This window comes from Actinoplanes sp. NPDC051861, from assembly GCF_040681145.1.
Lineage (GTDB): Bacteria > Actinomycetota > Actinomycetes > Mycobacteriales > Micromonosporaceae > Actinoplanes.
The window spans coordinates 1-19,052 of record NZ_JBFAYE010000028.1 but is presented as its reverse complement, the minus strand read 5'-3'; the positions used below and the strand labels follow the sequence as shown (position 1 = coordinate 19,052).

Below are 19,052 nucleotides of genomic sequence, written 5' to 3'. Positions count from 1 at the left end.
GCGTGAGGGTCGCGGTGGCGGCTCTGGCGTTGCTGGTGACGGGCTCGGTCGGCGCGCCCGCACTGGCCGCGAAACGGCTCACCGTCTCCAAGACGAAGGGCCTGGACCGGACCGGTGAGACGGTCACCGTCTCCGGCAGCGGGTACGACGAGACCAAAGGCATCTACGTGGCGTTCTGCCTGGACAACGGCCCTGGCGTGCTGCCGTCGCCGTGCGGCGGTGGCGCCGACATGTCCGGCTCCTCGGGTTCATCGGCGTGGATCTCGTCGAACCCCCCGTCGTACGCCGAAGGCCTGGCACAGCCCTATCGCAGCGGCGGCTCGTTCCGGGTGTCCATCCGGGTCAGCCAGATGATCGGTGACATCGACTGCGCCGTCCGCGGCTGCGCGATCGTCACGCGGGCCGACCACACCCGCACCGCCGACCGCTCGCAGGACAAACGCGTGCCGATCCGGTTCGCGCCGGCCGCCGCGACTTCGACGACCGCCGCTGCCGTGAATCCGGTCACGCCCACCGGGACGAAGAAGCCCACCAAGAAGCCGGTTGGGCCGCCCGCCGGCAAGCTCGCCACGGCCGCACCGCCGGAGGCGACGACCCCGGTTGCCGCGCTGGCCGCCGAGCCGGCGTTGAGCCGCACCAGCAGCGCGACGCCGCTCGGTCACTGGTGGGCGATCGGTGGCGCGTTCATGGTCGGCGCGATGGCCGCGAGCGTGGTCGGCCGCCTCCGCCGCCAAAAGCAGGAGAAGGCATGAAAAAGATCCTTTTAGTCGTGCTTCTCCTGCTCGGTGGCTGCACCGCGGTCAGCGAAGTGGGCCCCGAACAAGACACCACCGGCTGCGGAATCGCCACCGCGAAGCTCGCGAACGACGACGTCACCCCGATCAGCCAGAACCCCACCCCGAAGCTCCCGGTCACTGTGGACGGTGTCACGGTCAGGAGCGCCGACCGGATCCTCGCCGTGAACCTCTACGGCTCCCTCGCCGAGATCGTCTTCTCCCTCGGCCTCGGCGACCGGGTGATCGGCCGGGACACGTCGACGACCTTTCCGAGCGCGGCAAACCTTCCCCTGGTCACACCCCAGGGGCACGATCTCTCCGCCGAAGCGATCCTCAAGCTGAACCCGACGGTGCTGCTCGCCGACGACAGCATCGGGCCGCCGGCCGTTCTCGATCAGATCCGCAAGTCGGGCATCCCGGTCGTGATCGTCGACGACGAGCAGAACCTGGAGTCGGTGCCCCGGCACATCCGGGCGGTGGCGACGGCGCTCGGCGTACCCGAGGTGGGCGAGCAACTCGTCGAGCAGGTCCAGTCGGAGATCGACGCCGCGAAGAAGCCGCGCGACGGCACGCCGCCACGGATCGCGTTCCTCTACGTGCGCGGCACGGCGGGCGTGTTCCTGATCGGCGGTGACGGCGCCGGATCCGACGCGATGATCGAGGCGATCGGCGCGGTGGACGCGGGCAGCGCTGCCGGGCTGAAAAAGTTCCGGCCGCTGACCAGCGAGGGCCTGATCAACGCGGCACCGGACGTGATCCTCGTGATGACCGAGGGGCTGAAGTCGGTGGACGGCGTGGAGGGTCTGCTGAAGCTGCCGGGTGTCTCGCAGACCCCGGCGGGGATCAACCGGCGGATCGTGGACATGGAGGACGGCATTCTGCTGAACTTCGGTGCGCGTACCGGCAAGGCGGTCGAGGCGCTGGCCAAGGCGGTCTACGGCCCGTGCAACTGATCAACAAGAGGGTGGCGACGATCGGCCTGCTGGGCGTCGCGCTCCTTACCGTCGCCATGATCGCCGCAGGCCGGGGCCAGGTCCCGATCTCCCCGGCCGAGGTGCTCGGCTCACTGGCGCACCGCCTGGGTCTCGACGTCGGGCCGCTGCCCGCCGCTGTGCAGGGCGAGAACGCGCTCTGGCTGGTCCGCTTCCCGCGCGTGGTGCTCGCCGTCGTGGTCGGTGCGTCGCTGGGCTGCGCCGGTGCGCTCATGCAGGGCGTCTTCGGCAACCCGCTGGCCGAGCCGGGCATCGTCGGTGTCTCGGCGGGCGCGGCGGTCGGCGCTGCCGCGGCCATCGTCGGCGGCATCACGATCTTCGGGGCTTGGAGCATCGCGGCCGCGGCGTTCGCCGGCGGCATGGTGACAACCTTGATCGTGTACGCGATGTCGCGCGCCGCCGGCCGCACGGAGGTGGTGACCCTCGTCCTGACCGGTGTGGCCGTCAACGCAACAGCCGGCGCCGTGCTCGGCCTGCTGATGTTCCTGACCGACGACGACGGCGTACGCGCCATCGCCTTCTGGCAGTTGGGCAGCCTCGCCCAGGCCACCTGGAACGCCGTCGCCGTCGCCGCACCCTGCGCCCTGATCGGTCTCGCGGTGGCCGGCGTCTGCGCCCGCCGCCTCGACCTGCTGGCCCTCGGCGAACGCCCGGCCCGCCACCTCGGCGTCGACACCGAGCGGCTGCGCCTCACCGCGATCGTCGCGACCGCCCTGCTCACGGCGTCGGCGGTGGCGTTCACCGGCATCATCAGCTTTGTCGGCCTGGTGGTGCCGCACCTGATCCGGATGATCGCCGGTCCCGGGCACCGGGTGCTGATCCCGGCGAGCGCGCTGGCCGGCGCGGTCGTCGTGGTGACCGGCGACCTGATCGCCCGGACCGCCATCGAGTACCAGGAACTCCCACTCGGGGTGCTCACCGCAGTGGTCGGCGGCCCGGCCTTCTTCTGGCTGCTGCGCCGCACCCGCGCCCGGGCCGGAGGCTGGGGATGAGAGCGACAGGTGTTTCCGTCGACCTCGGTGGGCGCCGGGTCGTCGACGGGGTGGATCTGCACGCCGGCCCCGGCGAGGTGGTGGCGCTCGTCGGGCCGAACGGTGCCGGCAAGTCCACGCTGCTGGCGGCTCTGGCCGGCGACGTGCGGCACACCGGGACCGTCGAGATCGACGGCCGGGACGTGACCACCTGCAAGCCGATCGACCTGGCCCGGCGACGGTCGGTGCTGCCGCAGAAGGCCGCGCTGTCGTTCCCGTTCTCGGTCGGCGAGGTCGTCCGGATGGGCCGGGCGCCGTGGCTCGGCCGTCCCGAGGCGGCCGACGACGAGCGCGAGGTCGCCGAGGCGATGCGGCTCACCGAGACGGCCGATTTCGCCGACCGCCCGTTCCCGGCGCTCTCCGGCGGTGAGCAGGCCCGGGTGGCGCTCGCCCGGGTGCTCGCCCAGCGCACGCCGGCCCTGCTGCTCGACGAGCCGACCGCCGCACTCGACCTGCGGCACCAGGAGCTGGTCATGGCGGCGGCCCGGGATCGTGCCGCCGCGGGCGCGGCCGTGGTCGTCGTGCTGCACGACCTGGGCCTGGCCGCCGCGTACGCCACCCGCGCCTACATCCTCGCCGAGGGCCGTGTCCGCAGCTCCGGCCCACCCGCCGAGATCTTCACCGAGGGGTTGCTGACCGACGTCTACCAGCATCCCGTCGAGGTGCTGCCCCATCCGGTCACGGGTGTTCCGCTGGTGGTGCCGCTCAGAAGCCCGGCGGCACCGGCAGCTCGTGACCGGTCTCCGCGTGCCTGATCGCCTCGGAGGTGGTGGCGCTGAGCGCCGGGCAGACCGGACACCGGTACTTCCCGGCGTCCGACTCCCAGGTCGCGGCGATCCGTGGCCCGTTCGCGGTCTCGATGGTCAGCGGCGGGTACTCCTTGGCCAGGTGCTCGCGGCACTCCTGGGCCCGTCGGCGAGCCCGGTCCGCGGCGGCCATGTTGGTCGCCACGTCGACGCCACCGGCGGCCAGCCGGTCATAGAGCACCGCCTCCCGGTCGTAGAGCGGCGCCAACTGAGCGGCCGGGAAGATGTGCCCCTCCAGCAGTCGCCGGCGGCGGTCGGAGATCTCGAGCTGCTCCTCGAACGGGCCCATCCGCCGCAGTCCGCCGGAGAACGGGATCCACGCGTCCAGCTCGGCCGCGCGGGCGAACCAGTCCGTGGCCGGCGCGTCCGTCCACTGGTTCACCGCGCCGGTGAAGCGGCCCTGCGCGGTCTGCTTGGTCACTCCCAGTGACTCCCCGATGTCTTTCCAGGAGATGCCGGCCGCGCGGCACGCGACCACCGCCGCCGACAGCAGCCGCTCCGCGCCGGTGACCGTCCGCGACGCCTTCTCGATCAGGCTGACCTGCGGCTGACCGCCCGCGGCGACGAACGTGCGGGAGGCGTCGGAGAGCTCCCTGGCGATCGATGCCAGCTCGACGAGCGCGCGGGCCTCGTCGGTGTACGGCGAGGCCTCGTCGGTCTGGTTCCACACATCGTCACGGTCTGGCATGGCGGTCAGGCTACGCCTGACGATCTTGATTTGTCAGGCAGGGCCTGACCCTTGCATCGCAAGGTACTATGCGTGGCGTGAGTGAGGAACCTTCCACCACCGCGCTGCTACGCGGCACTTTGGAGTACTGCGTGCTCGGCCTGCTGGCCGAGCAGGAGATGTACAGCATGGAGCTGGTCCGCACGGTCAGCGCCGAGCTGCAACTGACCACCAGCGAAGGCGCGATGTATCCGCTGCTCTCCCGGCTGCGCCGGGCCGGGCGCATCGAGAGCGGCTGGCGGGAGTCGCCGAGCGGGCCGCCGCGCCGCTATTACACCCTCACCCCGGCCGGCAAGGTCGCACTCGATCAGTTCCGGGTGCAGTGGACCGCCTTCCGCGCCGGGGTCGACCGGATCTTGGGAACGGGGCAGCTATGAGTATCGGGATGGGGAACGGAGCAGCCATGACCGAGCGCAACGACTCGCTGGTCGCGGACTATCTGGCCGCCGTGGCGCGAGCGACGGCCGGCCTGCCGCGGGACCGGCGTGACGAGCTGGTCCGCGATCTGCGCGAGCACATCGAGGCCGGCCGGGCCGAGTTGCCGGACGAGACCGAGCATCAGGTCCGGGAGATCCTGGAGCGGCTGGGCGAGCCCGCGGTCATCGCCGCGGTCGCGGCCGAGGACATCCCGGTTGCAACGCCGGTCGCCTCGCCGGTGAGGACACCGCCGGACCGCCGGCCACTGTGGATCCTCGCGACGATCGCGGCGATCGGCCTGCTGTTCGTCCTCTGCGCCGGGTTCCTCTTCTTCGCCCAGACCAACGACGGACCGCCGGAGCCGGCCCAGCCCGCACCGGTCATCCAGTCCGATGGTGCTTCTTGACGAAGGTGTAACCCGGGGCCAGCGTCTCCTCGGAGAGCTGCTCGTACATCGCGAGCTGCTTCTCCGAGGGCTGTGCCCCGCGCGGCAGCTTCCGGACGAACCCGTTGACCCAGTGCTCGCCGCGATCACTGGCGTGCGGCAGCGGCTCCACCAGCGGGGCATAGAAGAGCATGTCGGCCGTCTCCTCGCCGTCCACCGGTGGGTACGACGGCTCTCCGTCCGCGTCCAGGCTGCCCGTCACGCGGGTCACGAAGCCCTCGCGGATCAGCTGCTCGACCGCGTTGGCCAGCAGGAACCTGCCCTTGGTCCCGCGGCCCAGCCCGGACTTCGCGACGAGACCGTCCTCGGCGAAGACCGCGCTGCCATCCTCGAAGACGCGGCCCAGCCGGCGCACCACACCGAGGACCTGCCCGTGGTTGGAGCGGCCCGGATCGAAGTCGCGGGTGACGGCGGCCGCGTCGTACTCATGGAAATACTCCACGCCGTCGATCGCGAGCGCGTCGTCCAGCGGCACGGTCTTGATCAGGAGGTCGTCCTTGGCGGGCCGCCAGGAGAGCGTGACCAGTACCCCGGGTCGCATGTCGTCCGGCCAGCTCACCGCGATCTCCGGCCCGGGCGGGAGCTCGACGGTCCCCTCGACCGGCGTGACGCCGTGATAGCGGTGCTGAAGCACGATCGACACCGACTCCCGGCCCCGCAGTGCCTCGGCGATCTCCTCGGGGACCGGGCAGACGGCACCCTCGAGATCCACCCGCTGCAGGGCGAAACGCCTGGTCACCGTTCTCATGGCCCGAAGATACCCGCCGCCGGGCGCAATACGGGGATACTGCGTCGCCGAGCGGTGGCGATCAGGTATCCGGCCGTGCCGAGCATCAGCCAGGCCAGGGTGTGCGCGATGCCGTACGGGCCGAGGCCGGCGTCGGCGGTGACCGCGCGGATGGCGTACGCCGGACCCTGCCCCGGCAGCAGGGCGTCCACTGTGGCGAGCCAGCCCGGCACGCCCGAGACGGCCGCGGTGGCCAGCGTGACCGCGGGCACGACGGTCGCGAGCATCCGGCCCGCGTTGCCGAACCCGGCGACCAGGGCCTGGTTGACGATCACGAAGGTGACGCTGACCAGGATGTCGACGACCAGGAGTGCGAGCAGTTCGAGGGCGTGCAGGCCGAGGAAGACCTGCGCCGCGGCGGTGACCACGGCCGCCTGGGCGAGTGCCAGCAGGAACGGGTGCCAGGCGTTGCGTACGGCCAGTCGCCAGGTGCTCCCGCTCCAGGTCAGCGGGTCCTGCGCGACCGGCGGCACGACCAGCAGAATCAGCATCGCGCCGACCCAGAGGGCGATCACGAGAATCGCCCCGGCGACGCGGCCGCCGACGTCGCCCAGGTCCAGATCGCTGGTCACCGGCGTGGCCGCGACCGTCCGGAGATGCTCTCGCTCGGCCTCGGTGTACGTGGGGACCCGGTCCCGGCCGTCACCGAGAGCCCCGGCCAGCTCGTCGGCGCCGGAGGCCAGCTTTCCGGACCCGTCGGCGAGCCGCTGCCCGGCGTCCTCGGCCCGGTGCGCGCCGTCGTCGAGGGACCCGGCACCGCCGGCCGCGGTGGCCGTGCCGTCAGCGAGCCGCTTCGCGCCACCGGCGGCGTCGGAGGCACCGTCCGCAAGCCGGTCCGCGCCGACGGCGAGCTGACCGGCGCTGCCGGCCAGCCGGGTCGCACCGCCCGCGGCCTGCTTGATGCCGGTGACCAGGCGCGGGGTCTGCTTCGCGAGGGCGTCGGTGCCGTCGGCCACCCGCTCCGCGCCGTCGGCGAGCGCGCTGATGCCGGTGCGGACCTCGACCACCCGGCCACGGACGTCGTCCTTGGCCGACTCCGCGCGATCGGCCTCGGCGACGAGCTGATCGGCGATCTCCCGAAGCTGCCCGCAGAGCTCCTCGGGCGTCTCGCACTGTTCGGCCAGCTCCCGGGCACGAGCCGCCTCGGCGCGCAGGTCCGGGAGCCGGTCGATACCGTCGACCGCCCGGTCGGCGAGCGGAACGACGGTGTCGGCGAGCTCGCGGTTGCCGTCGGCGACCTGCCGGGCGCCGTCGGCCAGCTCGCGGGTCTGTGCCGGCAGGGTGGCGGTGCTCTTCCGCAGCGTGCCGAGCCCGGCGGCGAGCTGTCCGGCGCCGTCCGCGAGCTGCCCCGCGCCGTCCGCGACCCGGCCCGCGCCGTCGTCCAGACGGGACACCCCGTTCGCGAGATCACGGCTGCCGGAGGTGAGCCGGCCCAGCCCGTCGGCCAGGTCACCGGTGCCGTCGGCCAGCTCACCGAGTCCGACCACCAGCTGGTCACTGCCGTCGGCGGCCTCGCCGAGCTGGTCGTGCATCCCGTTGAAGCCCAGGTAGACGTTGTCGAGGTAGGTCTCGACGACGGTCCGGTTCAGGGTCTCCACGGTCGCGCCGGTCAGCGCGCGGGTGACGATCGGGTCGACACCGGCGGTGGCACGGGACGCGGTCACCTGGACCCTGGCCTGCTCGGCGGCGCTGGGATCGGTCCCGCCGGTGGAGACGGCCGCCGCGGAGAAGTTCGCCGGGATGGTGACGGCCACGGCGTACTCACCGGTGTCGAGGCCGGCGGCGGCGTCCTCCGCGTCGGTGAGGACCCACGTGTAGTTGTCGCCGCTGTGATCGACCAGCCGCGCGGCCAGCTCGCGGCCGAGCGGAACGGTCTTCCCGTCGCGCTGCACCGGCTCGTCGTTGTTGACCACGGCGGCGGTGACGGTGTGCAGCTGGCGGGCGGGGCTGTCGGCGGCGGCGAGCAGCACCGTGGCGATCAGCACGGGGACCAGCAGGATCGCGGTGCGGAGCGGCTTCATGCGTACACCTCGGCAGGGGTCAACTCGATCGTGCGGGTGGAGAAGAGATCCGGGTCGTGGTCACGGGCGGTGACGATCACGGTGGTGCCGGCGGCCGCCGCGGCGCTCAGCGCACCGAAGGCTTCGGCACGCGCCTGACGGCCGACGACGTGGTCCAGACCGTCGATAAGGAGGAGCGGTGCGGCGGCGGCGAGGGGCACGCTTCGTGCGGACAGAAGGGCTTTTTTGCGTACGCTGGAAGCACGCTGTGGCAAAAGCAGGCCCGCCACCTTCGCGGTGCCCCGCACCTGGCCCAGCCGCCCGCCCAGCGCAAGCAGAAACGCCCTGGTCTGGTGCTCCTCGCCGATGACCTCGACGATCTCGCCCGGACCGATCCGGAGGTTCTGCGGAGGAAAGAGCCCGTCGCCCACGGTGAAGTTCTCGGTGGCCACCACATACGCCGAGTCCGGCTCCGGCCAGTCGGCGAGCGCCAGCTCACGAGTGATGCCCTCGCCCTCGACGTCGAGTGCGGGCAGCGCCCGGTCAAGCCTGGCCGGCAGCCACCAGGCTCGGTCGCCGAGCAGCGCCAGCACGGCCGGGACCAGCGTCATCCGGACCAGGAACGCGTCCACGAACACGCCGACGGCCAGGCTGAACGCGATCGGCTTGATGGTGGCGCTGCCGTCCGGGACGAACGCCGCGAAGACCGCGAGCATGATCACGGCGGCGGAAACCACGACCGGGGCCGAGGCGCGGAACCCGGCGTCGACGGCGTGGCGGGCGTCGCCGGTGTGCACGTACTCCTCGCGGATCCGGGAGACCAGGAACAGCTCGTAGTCCATGGCGAGTCCGAAGAGGACGCCCATCAGGATGATCGGCAGGAAGCTGATCACGCTGCCGGTGTGCGAGACGTTCAGCGCGTCGCCGAACCAGCCCCGCTGGAACACCACCGCGGTGGCACCGAACGCCGCGCCGACCGAGAGCAGGTAGCCCGCGGTGGCCTTGATCGGCACCGCGATCGACCGGAACACCATGGTCAGCAGCACCAGCGAGAGCCCGACCACGAGCAGGCCGAACGGCACCAGCGCGGCACCCAGCCGGGCCGAGACGTCGATGCCGACCGCGGTGATGCCGGTGACCGCGGTGTGCACGCCGTACGCGTCGTGGAAGTGCGGCTCCAGGTCGCGCAACCGGTGCACCAGCTCGGTGGTGGCCCGCGAGTCCGGTGCGCTCGCCGGGATCACCTGGACGATGCCGACCTGCCCCTTCGGATCCGGCGTGGCCAGCGCGACCAGCGCCACCCCGGGCAGCTCGCCGATCTCGGCACCGAGCCGGTCCATCACGCCGACCGGGTCCCTGCTGGAGATGATGTTCGCGGTGACCAGCAGCGGCCCGTTGTACCCGGGCCCGAAGTGCTCGCTGATCGCCTCATACGTCTCCCGCGCGGCGCTGCCGTGCTCCTCACTGCCGTTGTCCGGCAGGGCCAGGCGCAGCTCGCCGGCGGGCAGGGCGGCCACACCGAGCCCGAGCACGATCACCACAACCGTGATCACCGGCCGGCGGGTGGCGGCACGCACCCAGCGCCCACCCAGGTCAACGCGCGCCAGCCGACCCCCGCCGCCCCGCCGACCCCAGCCCCGCCTGCCCCAGCTCTGTCTGCCCCAGCTCTGTCTGAGTCCCTGCCGGCCACCTCCGTTGCCGGGGGCCTCCGGCCGCTCGCGCCCACCGCCCCTCTCCTCGCCGCCCCTCTCCTCGCCGCCCCTCTCCTCGCCGCCCCCTTCCTCGCCGGCGCTCGGGCGACGGCGTGGGCGCATGCGTTCACCGGCCAGCGCCAGCAGCGCGGGGATCAGGGTGATCGCGATCAGGACGGCGATCGCGACGGACAGTGCCGCGGACAGCCCCATCGTGGTCAGGAACGGAATGCCCGCCACCACGAGCCCGACCAGCGCGATGATCACCGTGAGCCCGGCGAACACCACCGCCGAGCCGGCCGTGGCCACCGCCCGCGCGATCGACTCGTCCACCGCCAGGCCGTCGCGCAGCTGGTCGCGGTGCCGGGACAGGATGAACAGCGCGTAGTCGATGCCGACCGCCAGCCCCAGCATCACCGCGAGCATCACGGCCGTCGACGGCACCCCGGCCACCACGGTGAGCCCGTAGAGCAGCGACGCCGACAGCCCCACACCGAGCACCGCGGTGAGCAGCGGGATCCCGGCGGCGAGCAGCGAGCCGAACGTGATCAGCAGAACCATCAGCGCCACGAGCAGGCCGAGTCCCTCGGTGGGGCTGAGCTTGGGCACCCGGTTCGAGAACGCGTCGCCGCCGGCCAGCACCTCCGCGCCCGGCCCGAGCCGCTCCTGGAGTCCGGCGGCAACCTCGGCCAACGCCTCTCGGGTGCCGGGTTCGACCGCCGTGATCGGCACCTCCAGCTGGACCACGATGATCGCGGCTTGTCCGCTCACCGCGCCTTTGACCTTCTCGTCATAGGGAGAGACGACGGCCGCTACCCGGTCGACGCGCTCGGCCTCCGTGATGGCACGTGCGACGGCTGCCCGAACCTGATCACCGCGCGGATCCTGACCCGGCGGAAGCGTCACGAGCAGCTGAGCCGAAGCGCCGCTGACCTGTGGAAAGACGCGCTTGAGGGTGTCCAGCGCGGTTTGCGACGACGACCCGGGGATGGTGAACGCGTCGTCGGTGCCACGGGAGACCAGGTTCCCGGCGCCGGCCAGGAGCGCGATCACGGCGAGCCAGACGGCGACGGTCCGCCCGCGATGCCGGACGACGGCCGCGGCGAGGCGGAAGAGAGAGGACGACAACGGTGCCTCCGAACACGCACGAACATGCACAGTCATGTGCAGGTTAGCGAGCTTGCTCAGAGGCGTGCAATTTAATGTGAGAGTGACCTCTTACCGCAGCGAACGGGCCTGCTGGATCGCGGCCTCGGCCTCGGCGGCAGGCAGCCCGGCGGCGATCAGGATGGCGATCGAGGACTGGGTACCGTCACAGGTCCACAGACCGTCGTTGACCGCCTGGAGCAACGCGATCGTCATGGCCTGCAGCGTGGTGCTGAGCACCGGCAGCGGCAGGTGGGTCGCGAACCGGCCGGCCTCCCGGCCCCGGGTGAGCAGCTCGAGGGCCTGCTCCCGGATCGGGGTGAGCAGGTCACGCAGGGCCGCGGTGCCGAACTCGCTCTCGGCCAGCGAGATGAGAAGACGATACTGATCGCCGGCCCGCCACAGGGTCAGCGAGAACTCCGCCAGCGCGACCGCCGGATCCAGGTCCGCCCGGTCGGTCCGGCTCAGCGCGTCCAGCAGATCCGCGGTCGCCTTGTCGGCCAGCCCGGCGAGCAGCGCGTCCCGATTAGGAAAGTGTCCGTAGAGCGTCCGCCGAACCACGCCCGCGGCCTGCGCGAGGTCGTCCATGCTGGCGTTCGGATGCGTCACCAGCAGATTCCGCGCCGCCCGAAGGATGCGGTCCCGATTCTCCTCGGCATCCCGCCGCCGCCCGCGCCGCACGACGCTCTCGGCTGTCACCACCTCATGCTCCCACGCCCCCACCCCACGTGTGGATTTCGACCCCGCTCCGCACCCCTAATCCACACACAAGAAGTCGCACCATCCTGCGTGTGGAGTTCGGCCCCGCTGCGCACCCCAAATCCACACGCAAGAAGTCGCACCATCCTGCGTGTGGAGTTCGGCCCCGCTGCGCACCCCTATTTCACACACAAGAAGTCGCACCATCCTGCGTGTGGAGTTCGGCCCCGCTGCGCACCCGAAATTCACACGCGAGGGGTTAGGAGAGTGGTGTGGAGTGCGGTGGGGTTGGTGCCTGGTAGGGGGCGTGCGGCTAGCCAGGCGGCGGCTGCGGCGGGGTCTCCGCTGGTCAATACGGTGGTGCCGCGAGTTCGCAGGACGGTGAGGACGCCGTCGCGGATGGGGGTGTCGGCGGTGAGGAGGCTGCCGGCCAGGACTACCGGGCCAACCGAGGCGACCTCGTCGAGGGTTGCGGTGAGGTGGCCGACCGCGGCGGTGACGATGGCGGTCGCGGAGGGGTCGCCGAGGCGGGCGTGGGCGCAGACCAGCGGGGCGAGGGCGGCGATCCGGGCGTGCGGCAACCGCTGCGCCCAGGAGATCAGTTGGTCACGGTCGTCGACACCAGCGTGCTCGGCGACGGCGACGACGAAGGGCGACGGCGACGGGGACGGGGACGGGGACGGGGACGGGGACGGCCAGGATCGGACGGCTGTTCGCAGGGCGCTCATTCCCAACCAGTGGCCGGACCCCTCGTCGCCCAGGAGCCAACCGAGGCCGTCTGCCACCCGTACCGTTGCATGGTTTTGAATTTGGGCGGCGACCGCGCCCGTCCCCGCGATGAGCACCGCCCCGGACGGCGAAGGGGTGCCGGCGGCGAAAGCGGTCACCGCATCCCCGACGACCTCCCAGGAGCAGGACAGGCCGGCTGATCGCCAGGCGTCGTCGAGAGCCTTCGTGATCGCCGGATCGGCGCACGCACCGGTCCCGGCCAGGCCGAGCACCCCGGCGGTGACAAGGTCGGAGTCCACACCGGACAGCGCTTGACGCAGCGCGTCGGCGATCGACGAAGCCGCGGCCGGACCGGCGGCGAAGGGATTGCCGGGACCGGCGCGGCCGCGGCCCACCACCGCACCGGAGAGAGTGGCGACCACCGCCCGCGACGCTGTCCCACCAGCGTCGACGCCTACCACGAATGCCATGCCGAGGATCGAAGCACAGAAATTCATTGTTGACTAGCTCACGCAACGGTCGTAATTTTCATCGTCAAAGGCAATCGATGAAAAGGATGTCCACGGGATGACGGGTGAGAGCGGCGGGCTGCTGGGGCGGCTGCGCATCGAGGGGCCGCAGATGCCGGAAGCGCTGAGCCGGATCGCCGAGGCGATTCTGGCGGACCCGGAGACCGCGGCCCACGCCAGCATCGTGGATCTCGCCGAGCGCTCCGGGACGTCGACCGCGACGGTGACCCGATTCAGTCGCACCCTGGGCTTCAAGGGCTACGCGAGCCTTCGGGTCGCGGTCGCCACCGAGACCGGTCGTGCCGAGCAAGCCCGCTGGGAAACCGACATCAGCGGCGACATCACCCCGGATGACCCGCTCGATCAGGTGCTCAGCGTGGTGGCCGCGGCCGACACCCGGGCGATCCAGAGCACCGCGGCCGGCCTGTCGATCCCCGACATCGAGCGGGTTGCCGCGACGATCGCCGGCGCCCAGCGGGTCGAGCTGTTCGGGCTCGGCAGCAGCGGCACCGCGGCCCGCGAGATGGCGTTCCGGCTGGAGCGGATCAGGGTCCCGGTCTGGCACCGGCAGGACAGCCACACCGCGCTGACCAACGCCGCGCTGCTGCTGCCGGGTGACGTCGCGATCGGGCTGTCGCACTCCGGCCGGACCCGCGAGGTGATCGAGACGCTCGCCGAGGCGGCCGACCACGGCGCGCTGACCGTCGCGGTGACCAGCTTCAACCGCTCGCCGCTGGCCGAGGTCGCCGACGTCGTCTTCACCACGAGCGTGCTGGAGACCACGTTCCGGCTTGCCGCGCTCTCCGCCCTGCACTCGCAGCTGCTGGTCCTCGACCTGATCTATGTGGCGGTGGCGCAGCGCACATACGAGCGGACCGCGGAGGCGCTGGAGCTGACCGTCCGGGCCGTCGACGCGCACCGGTTGCCGGAAAAGATGCCGACCCGCAAACGCAGGTCGGAGAAAGGAACACCGTGAGCATCACCAGCGGGGACTACCTGCAGCGCATCACCGAGGCGGTGGAGCGGATCGGCCGCGGCCAGCAGGAGCGCAAGGATCACGCGGCCGATCTCCTCACCGAGGCGGTCCGCAACGGGGGCGTGATCCAGGCGTTCGGCTGCGGCCACTCCGAGGCCCTGGCCATGGAGATCGCCGGGCGGGCCGGCGGCCTCGTGCCGACCAACCGGATCGCCCTGCGCGACATCGTCCTGTACGGCGGCGAGCCCCTGGAGGCTCTCGCCGACCCGACCGTCGAGCGCAAGCCGGAGATCGCCCACAAGCTCTACCAGCTCGCACCGGTCAAGCCCGACGACGCGTTCGTCATCGCGTCCAACTCGGGCATCAACGGCGCCGTCGTCGAGATGGCGCTGCTGGTCAAGGAACGTGGTCACCCGCTCATCGCGATCACGTCGGCCGAGCACTCGGCCGGGGTGGCGTCGCGGCACCCGAGCGGCCGCAAGCTCGGCGACATCGCCGACGTCGTGCTCGACAACGGCGCACCTTACGGAGACGCGACCCTGCCGCTGCCCGGTGGCGGCGCGGTCGGCGCGGTCTCCTCGATCACCGCGGCGCTGCTGGCCCAGCAGATCGTCACCGAGGTGGTCGCCCGTCTGCTCGCGGCGGGGGTCACCCCGCCGGTCTATCTGTCGGACAACGTGCCCGGCGGCAAGGAACACAACGCAGAACTCGAGGCGCGGTACGCCGGGCGCATCCGGCGTACCGCATAGGGAAAGAAGAGCCCGCTGATGAACCCTGAATCCCTGCACAGACCGTACCCCACCCGGCGAAGCCTGCTCCGGACGGCGGGTGCCGCGACACTTGCCGCACCCCTGCTCAGCGCCTGTGTCACGGCCGCGGACGACGACGCGCCGGCGGACAACGGCGGCGGCGCCAAGAGCGCCGACAACCCCCTGGGGGTCAAGCCCGACGCCCCTCTCGAGGTGGTCGTTTTCAAAGGGGGGTACGGCGACGAGTACGCGATCAAGGCGGAGCAGAAGTACACCGAGAAGTACCCGGCCGCCAAGATCGACCACAAGGGACTGCAGAAGGTCGGCGAGGCCATGCAGCCCCGCTTCGTGGCCGGCAACCCACCGGACGTCGTCGACAACACCGGCGCGGGCCGGCTGGACATCGCCACGCTGGTGAGCGCGAAGCAGGTCTCCGACCTGGCCGAACTGCTCGACGCCCCGGCGTTCGACCAGCCCGGCAAGAAGGTGCGGGACACGCTGCTGCCCGGTGTGGTCGACGACGGCACGTTCGGCGGCAGCACGGTCACGCTGAACTTCACGTACACGGTGTGGGGTGTCTGGTACTCGAAGTCGCTGTTCGCGGAGCGCGGCTGGGCGTACCCGGCGACCTGGTCGGACATGCTCGCGCTCTGCGAGACGATCAAGAAGGCCGGCATCGCACCCTGGACCTACCAGGGCAAGTACCCGGAGTACATCAACGACCCGCTGCTCACCATGGCCGCCAAGATCGGCGGACTGGACCTGGTGAAGGCCGTCGACAACCTGCTGCCGGACGCGTGGACGCAGCCGGGTCTCACCCAGGCCGCCGAGGCCTTCGCCGAGCTGGCCGGCAAGGGCTATCTCATGTCCGGCTCGGAGGCACTGTCGCACACCGAGGCGCAGGCCGCGTGGTGTCAGAAGAAGGCCGCGTTCATCCCGTGCGGCTCCTGGCTGGAGAGCGAGCAGAAGGACGTCACGCCGGCCGGATTCGACATGGTCATGGGTACCGTTCCGGTGCCCGCCGGCAGCGCGCTCCCGGTCACCGCGATCCAGGCCGCGAGCAGCGAGTCCTACCTGGTGCCGGCGAAGGCGAAGAATGTCGCGGGCGGCCTGGAGTACCTGCGGATCCTCTTCTCCAAGGAGTCCGCGACGGCGTTCGCGCAGGCCAACAGCACCCTTCCGGCGGTGGCGGGCGCCACCGAAGGGCTGACGCTTTCCAGCGGGTTGGGCTCGGTGCGTGACGCGGTCAAGGCCGCGGGTGGTGACGCTTTCAACTACCGATTTCGTACGTGGTACGCACCGCTCGCCAAGGCGGTCGACGACGCCACGGGCGAACTGGTGAACCGCCGTATCAGCCCGGCCGACTGGTCCACCCGCATCCAGAAGGCGTCGGACTCGCTGGCCAAGGACACCACCGTCGTGAAGTACACGCGCTGATGCGACACGGCCGGTGGCGGTTCCTGCTCGCCGCGCTCGGGCCGGCGCTGGTGCTGCACGTCGTCTTCGTGCTCTCCCCGTACGCCCAGGCGTTCTACCTCTCCCTGACCGACTGGACCGGGGTGGCCGGCGAGGCGCACTACGTCGGGGCGGACAACTTCGTCCGCCTCGGCGGCGACTCGCTCTTCCTCGACGCGGTCCGCAACAACGCGGTCATGCTGCTGGTGGTGCCCGCCGCCACGATCACGCTGGCCCTGTTCCTGGCGAGCATGCTGCACGGGCGGCGGCCGGTTCGCGGCTCGTCGGCGTACCAGATCGTCTACTTCTTCCCGCAGATGCTCAGCCTGGTGATCATCGCGGTGCTCTGGGGTTTCGTCTACAACCCGAACACCGGGCTGCTCAACTCGGGCCTGCGCGCGGTCGGGCTGGACGGCCTGACCCGCAGCTGGCTGGCCGAGCCGTCGCTCGCGCTGATCTCGGTGATGGCAGTCGTGGTCTGGTCCTCGGTCGGCTTCTACGTGGTCCTGTTCAGCGCCGCCATCGACGGCATACCGAAGGAGCTGTTCGAGGCGGCGGTCCTGGACGGCGCCGGGCGGTGGGCCACGTTCCGCGGTGTCACGCTGCCGCTGGTCGCGGAGAGCGTGCAGGTGGCGTTCGTCTATCTGGGCATCGCCGCGCTGGACGGCTTCGTGCTGGTCCAGGTGATGACGGTCGGGCCGGGCGGTCCGGACGGTGCCACCGAGGTGGTCGGGCTTTCGCTGTACCGGACGGCGTTCACGTACGGGAAGTTCGGTTACGCCACGGCTATGGGGGTGGCGCTGTTCTTCGCCGCGCTGACCCTCGCGGTGTTCGCGCTGCGCTGGGGCCGCCGCAACCAGGTGGAGATGGCATGACCACTTTGATGGAACGCCCGTCCCGTGTCGTTTCGCCGGCCGATGTCGTCAAGGAGCGGCGCAACCCGTTGCCGCACCTCGCCATGTTCGCCTGGGCGGTCGTCACCGCGCTGCCGCTGCTCTGGGCCGTGATCAGCTCGCTCAAGACGGATCAGGAGATCCTCAACGAGCCGTGGGGCATGCCCGGTGAGCTGCACTTCGAGAACTGGTCGCGGGCCTGGACCGCGGCGAACATCGGCCGCTATTTCCTGAACAGCCTGATCGTGGTCGGCGGCGCTCTGGTGCTGACCATGTTCCTCGGCTCGATGGTCGCCTATGCCCTGGCCAGGTATCCGTTCCGGGGCAACCGGTTCATCTACTACACGTTCGTCGCGGCGATGTTCTTCCCGGTGTTCCTGGCACTCGTACCGCTCTTCTTCGTGGTGCAGCAACTCGGGCTGCTCGGCACGTATCCCGGCCTGATCCTGGTGTACAGCGCGTACGCCGTACCCTTCACGGTCTTTTTCCTTCATGCCTTCTTCCGCACCCTGCCCAACGAGGTCGCGGAGGCCGCCGTGCTCGACGGCTGCTCGCACACCGCGGTGTTCTTCCGCGTCATGCTGCCGCTGGCCCGACCCGGCCTGGTCGCGGTCGGCATCTTCAATTTCCTCGGGCTCTGGAACCAGTACCTGCTCCCCCTGGTTCTCAATCCCGACCCGGACCGGTACGTCCTGGCGCAGGGTCTGGCCGCCCTGTCGGTCAGCCAGGGGTATCGCAGCGACTGGAGCGGTCTGTTCGCCGGCTTGACCATCGCCATGCTGCCGGTGCTCGTCGCCTACGTCGCGTTTCAGAGGCACATCCGAGCCGGTATGACCGCCGGCGCGGTCCGTTAACACTCCTTTGCCCCATTCCCCCTCGGGAGGAGTCCGTCCATGAAACATCGATTGGCATCGTTGGCCGCGCTGGTGCTGACCGTCGCCGGCGGCACCGTTGCACTCACCTCGGGCTCGGCCTCGGCCGCTGACTGCGGATACCTGTTCGACGACTTCCACTACAACTCGTCGTCGGACCCGGCCCTGACCGCGAACGGCTGGACGCCGCGCAGCTACCAGGGCGGGCCGGGCGTGCCCGGCGCCAACTGGTCGGCCGGCAACATCACCTTCCCGACCAACGCCGGTCAGAAGGTCCTGCAGCTCACCGCGTCGACGGACGGCACCGCCGCCGGCACCAACCACGCGGAGCTGTACTCGACGCAGAAGCGCTACCTGGAGGGCACCTACGCCAGCCGGGTCCGGTTCACCGACGCACCGGTCAGCGGCAACGACGGCGACCACATCAACCAGACGTTCTTCACGATCAGCCCGCTCAACGGGGACATGGATCCCACCTACAGCGAGCTGGACATCTCCGAGTACCTGCCGAACGGCGGCTGGGGCGAGACCGGGCCGATCAACTACCAGACCACCTGGTACACGTACCGCGCCGACCCCTGGTACGCCGACAACCTGCACTCCGAACAGCGGTCGAGCCTCGACGGCTGGCACGACCTGGTGGCGCAGGTGGCGAACGGGCACGTCGTCTACTGGATCGACGGCGTGCAGGTGGGCGACCACGGAGGCAAGTACTTCCCGCGCCAGACGATGACCATCAACTGGAACCTGTGGTTCATCGACACGGCCACGCACAGCGGCGGGCTCTCCACGTACATCGAGCAGGTGGACTGGGTGCTGTTCGCGAAGAACCAGGTGCTCACTCCGGCCCAGGTGTCGTCGCAGACGGCGTCCTACCGGTCGGCGGGCACCCGGTTCGCCGACACGGTCGCCTCCTCGGGTCCGTGCGTCAACCCGACGACGCCGCCGTCCTCCCCGACAGCCTCCCCGTCGGTCTCCACGCCGCCGCCCGCCGGGAACTGTTCCAGCGCCGCGAACTGGCAGTTCGCGACCGCCTATCCGGGCGGCAGCGTGGTGAAGCACGAGAAGAGCAAGTACGGCGACCCGTCCGGGCCGAAGTCCGGCCAGGGCGTGCACCTGTGGAAGGCCCGGTGGTGGACCCAGGGTTCCGAGCCCGGCTGGACCGAGCAGTGGCAGGACCTGGGCCGCTGCTGACATGACAGTGGCGGGGCACCTCTCCGGTGCCCCGCCACTTTTCTGCGTTATCGCTGGAGGGTCAGCAGGCCCGGCCGGTACGGCAGGAGGCCGTAGTCGCCGCCCGAGCTGGGCGAACGACCCTGGTAGAGAAGCTGCAGGTTGCAGGGGTTGATGGT

18 protein-coding genes are annotated in these 19,052 nt (G+C 70.9%); 12 read left to right on the top strand and 6 right to left on the bottom strand.

The window, feature by feature from the left end; genetic code table 11:
- The first annotated feature begins 2 nt into the window (after window positions 1-2).
- The 4 genes from AB0M02_RS41830 to AB0M02_RS41815 are packed head-to-tail and all read left to right on the top strand — an operon-like array spanning window position 3 to window position 3,554.
- Window positions 3-752: a hypothetical protein gene (locus AB0M02_RS41830; RefSeq protein WP_364237949.1), complete on the top strand. Its 750-nt coding sequence runs from the start codon at window positions 3-5 to the stop codon at window positions 750-752.
- Complete coding sequence (locus AB0M02_RS41825; RefSeq protein WP_364237948.1) at window positions 749-1,729, top strand: ABC transporter substrate-binding protein; 981 nt, start codon at window positions 749-751, stop codon at window positions 1,727-1,729. The genes AB0M02_RS41830 and AB0M02_RS41825 overlap by 4 nt, the downstream gene beginning before the upstream one ends.
- Entirely contained in the window at window positions 1,720-2,760 is a 1,041-nt protein-coding gene (locus tag AB0M02_RS41820; RefSeq protein WP_364237946.1) for an iron ABC transporter permease, read from the top strand. Before AB0M02_RS41825 ends, AB0M02_RS41820 begins: the two co-directional genes overlap by 10 nt.
- Window positions 2,757-3,554 carry a heme ABC transporter ATP-binding protein gene (locus AB0M02_RS41815; protein ID WP_364237945.1) on the top strand — a complete coding sequence of 266 codons (798 nt, stop codon included), beginning with the start codon at window positions 2,757-2,759 and terminating at the stop codon, window positions 3,552-3,554. The genes AB0M02_RS41820 and AB0M02_RS41815 overlap by 4 nt, the downstream gene beginning before the upstream one ends.
- On the opposite strand, the gene AB0M02_RS41810 is transcribed toward AB0M02_RS41815, so the two are convergent.
- Window positions 3,505-4,293 (bottom strand): hypothetical protein, encoded by a 789-nt coding sequence (locus AB0M02_RS41810; RefSeq protein WP_364237943.1) that lies wholly within the window; start codon window positions 4,291-4,293, stop codon window positions 3,505-3,507. The genes AB0M02_RS41815 and AB0M02_RS41810 overlap by 50 nt on opposite strands.
- A gap of 68 nt (window positions 4,294-4,361) precedes the next feature.
- On the opposite strand from AB0M02_RS41810, the gene AB0M02_RS41805 reads away from it, so the two are divergent.
- Window positions 4,362-4,709, top strand: coding sequence for a PadR family transcriptional regulator (locus tag AB0M02_RS41805; protein ID WP_364237942.1), 348 nt, complete (start codon window positions 4,362-4,364; stop codon window positions 4,707-4,709).
- Between the two features lie 26 nt (window positions 4,710-4,735).
- The gene (locus AB0M02_RS41800) at window positions 4,736-5,155 is read left to right on the top strand and encodes a hypothetical protein (RefSeq protein WP_364237941.1); all 420 of its coding nucleotides are present in this window, start codon (window positions 4,736-4,738) and stop codon (window positions 5,153-5,155) included.
- Here the strand turns inward: AB0M02_RS41800 and AB0M02_RS41795 are convergent.
- From AB0M02_RS41795 to AB0M02_RS41775, 5 genes are all read right to left on the bottom strand, one after another.
- The gene (locus tag AB0M02_RS41795; RefSeq protein WP_364237939.1) at window positions 5,130-5,942 is read right to left on the bottom strand and encodes a hypothetical protein; all 813 of its coding nucleotides are present in this window, start codon (window positions 5,940-5,942) and stop codon (window positions 5,130-5,132) included. The genes AB0M02_RS41800 and AB0M02_RS41795 overlap by 26 nt on opposite strands.
- Window positions 5,939-8,002 carry a YhgE/Pip family protein gene (locus AB0M02_RS41790; RefSeq protein WP_364237937.1) on the bottom strand — a complete coding sequence of 688 codons (2,064 nt, stop codon included), beginning with the start codon at window positions 8,000-8,002 and terminating at the stop codon, window positions 5,939-5,941. The genes AB0M02_RS41795 and AB0M02_RS41790 overlap by 4 nt, the downstream gene beginning before the upstream one ends.
- Entirely contained in the window at window positions 7,999-10,800 is a 2,802-nt protein-coding gene (locus AB0M02_RS41785) for an MMPL family transporter (protein ID WP_364237935.1), read from the bottom strand. Before AB0M02_RS41785 ends, AB0M02_RS41790 begins: the two co-directional genes overlap by 4 nt.
- 90 nt (window positions 10,801-10,890) lie before the next feature.
- Window positions 10,891-11,517 carry a TetR/AcrR family transcriptional regulator gene (locus AB0M02_RS41780; RefSeq protein WP_364237934.1) on the bottom strand — a complete coding sequence of 209 codons (627 nt, stop codon included), beginning with the start codon at window positions 11,515-11,517 and terminating at the stop codon, window positions 10,891-10,893.
- A 245-nt stretch (window positions 11,518-11,762) separates the two neighbouring features.
- Complete coding sequence (locus tag AB0M02_RS41775) at window positions 11,763-12,716, bottom strand: BadF/BadG/BcrA/BcrD ATPase family protein (protein ID WP_364237932.1); 954 nt, start codon at window positions 12,714-12,716, stop codon at window positions 11,763-11,765.
- A 97-nt stretch (window positions 12,717-12,813) separates the two neighbouring features.
- On the opposite strand from AB0M02_RS41775, the gene AB0M02_RS41770 reads away from it, so the two are divergent.
- Genes AB0M02_RS41770 through AB0M02_RS41745 form a run of 6 tightly spaced genes read left to right on the top strand, consistent with a single transcriptional unit; the run spans window position 12,814 to window position 18,894 of the window.
- Complete coding sequence (locus tag AB0M02_RS41770; protein ID WP_364237930.1) at window positions 12,814-13,731, top strand: MurR/RpiR family transcriptional regulator; 918 nt, start codon at window positions 12,814-12,816, stop codon at window positions 13,729-13,731.
- Window positions 13,728-14,480, top strand: coding sequence for an SIS domain-containing protein (locus AB0M02_RS41765; RefSeq protein ID WP_364237928.1), 753 nt, complete (start codon window positions 13,728-13,730; stop codon window positions 14,478-14,480). The genes AB0M02_RS41770 and AB0M02_RS41765 overlap by 4 nt, the downstream gene beginning before the upstream one ends.
- An 18-nt stretch (window positions 14,481-14,498) precedes the next feature.
- The gene (gene ngcE, locus AB0M02_RS41760; RefSeq protein WP_364237926.1) at window positions 14,499-15,917 is read left to right on the top strand and encodes an N-acetylglucosamine/diacetylchitobiose ABC transporter substrate-binding protein; all 1,419 of its coding nucleotides are present in this window, start codon (window positions 14,499-14,501) and stop codon (window positions 15,915-15,917) included.
- The gene (locus tag AB0M02_RS41755; protein WP_364237924.1) at window positions 15,917-16,810 is read left to right on the top strand and encodes a sugar ABC transporter permease; all 894 of its coding nucleotides are present in this window, start codon (window positions 15,917-15,919) and stop codon (window positions 16,808-16,810) included. Before ngcE ends, AB0M02_RS41755 begins: the two co-directional genes overlap by 1 nt.
- Window positions 16,807-17,682 (top strand): carbohydrate ABC transporter permease, encoded by an 876-nt coding sequence (locus tag AB0M02_RS41750; RefSeq protein WP_364237922.1) that lies wholly within the window; start codon window positions 16,807-16,809, stop codon window positions 17,680-17,682. Before AB0M02_RS41755 ends, AB0M02_RS41750 begins: the two co-directional genes overlap by 4 nt.
- Window positions 17,683-17,721: 39 nt before the next feature.
- Entirely contained in the window at window positions 17,722-18,894 is a 1,173-nt protein-coding gene (locus tag AB0M02_RS41745; RefSeq protein WP_364237920.1) for a glycosyl hydrolase, read from the top strand.
- Window positions 18,895-19,052: the final 158 nt, after the last annotated feature.

Bases quoted from the DNA above. Each gene is read 5' to 3' on its own strand.
- AB0M02_RS41800 (WP_364237941.1), top strand. From the start codon at position 4,736: ATGACCGAGCGCAACGACTCGCTGGTCGCGGACTATCTGGCCGCCGTG.
- AB0M02_RS41815 (WP_364237945.1), top strand. From the start codon at position 2,757: ATGAGAGCGACAGGTGTTTCCGTCGACCTCGGTGGGCGCCGGGTCGTC.
- AB0M02_RS41810 (WP_364237943.1), bottom strand. From the start codon at position 4,293: ATGCCAGACCGTGACGATGTGTGGAACCAGACCGACGAGGCCTCGCCG.
- AB0M02_RS41825 (WP_364237948.1), top strand. From the start codon at position 749: ATGAAAAAGATCCTTTTAGTCGTGCTTCTCCTGCTCGGTGGCTGCACC.
- AB0M02_RS41775 (WP_364237932.1), bottom strand. From the start codon at position 12,716: ATGGCATTCGTGGTAGGCGTCGACGCTGGTGGGACAGCGTCGCGGGCG.
- AB0M02_RS41770 (WP_364237930.1), top strand. From the start codon at position 12,814: ATGACGGGTGAGAGCGGCGGGCTGCTGGGGCGGCTGCGCATCGAGGGG.
- AB0M02_RS41805 (WP_364237942.1), top strand. From the start codon at position 4,362: ATGCGTGGCGTGAGTGAGGAACCTTCCACCACCGCGCTGCTACGCGGC.
- AB0M02_RS41755 (WP_364237924.1), top strand. From the start codon at position 15,917: ATGCGACACGGCCGGTGGCGGTTCCTGCTCGCCGCGCTCGGGCCGGCG.
- AB0M02_RS41790 (WP_364237937.1), bottom strand. From the start codon at position 8,002: ATGAAGCCGCTCCGCACCGCGATCCTGCTGGTCCCCGTGCTGATCGCC.
- AB0M02_RS41795 (WP_364237939.1), bottom strand. From the start codon at position 5,942: ATGAGAACGGTGACCAGGCGTTTCGCCCTGCAGCGGGTGGATCTCGAG.
- ngcE (WP_364237926.1), top strand. From the start codon at position 14,499: ATGAACCCTGAATCCCTGCACAGACCGTACCCCACCCGGCGAAGCCTG.
- AB0M02_RS41745 (WP_364237920.1), top strand. From the start codon at position 17,722: ATGAAACATCGATTGGCATCGTTGGCCGCGCTGGTGCTGACCGTCGCC.
- AB0M02_RS41750 (WP_364237922.1), top strand. From the start codon at position 16,807: ATGACCACTTTGATGGAACGCCCGTCCCGTGTCGTTTCGCCGGCCGAT.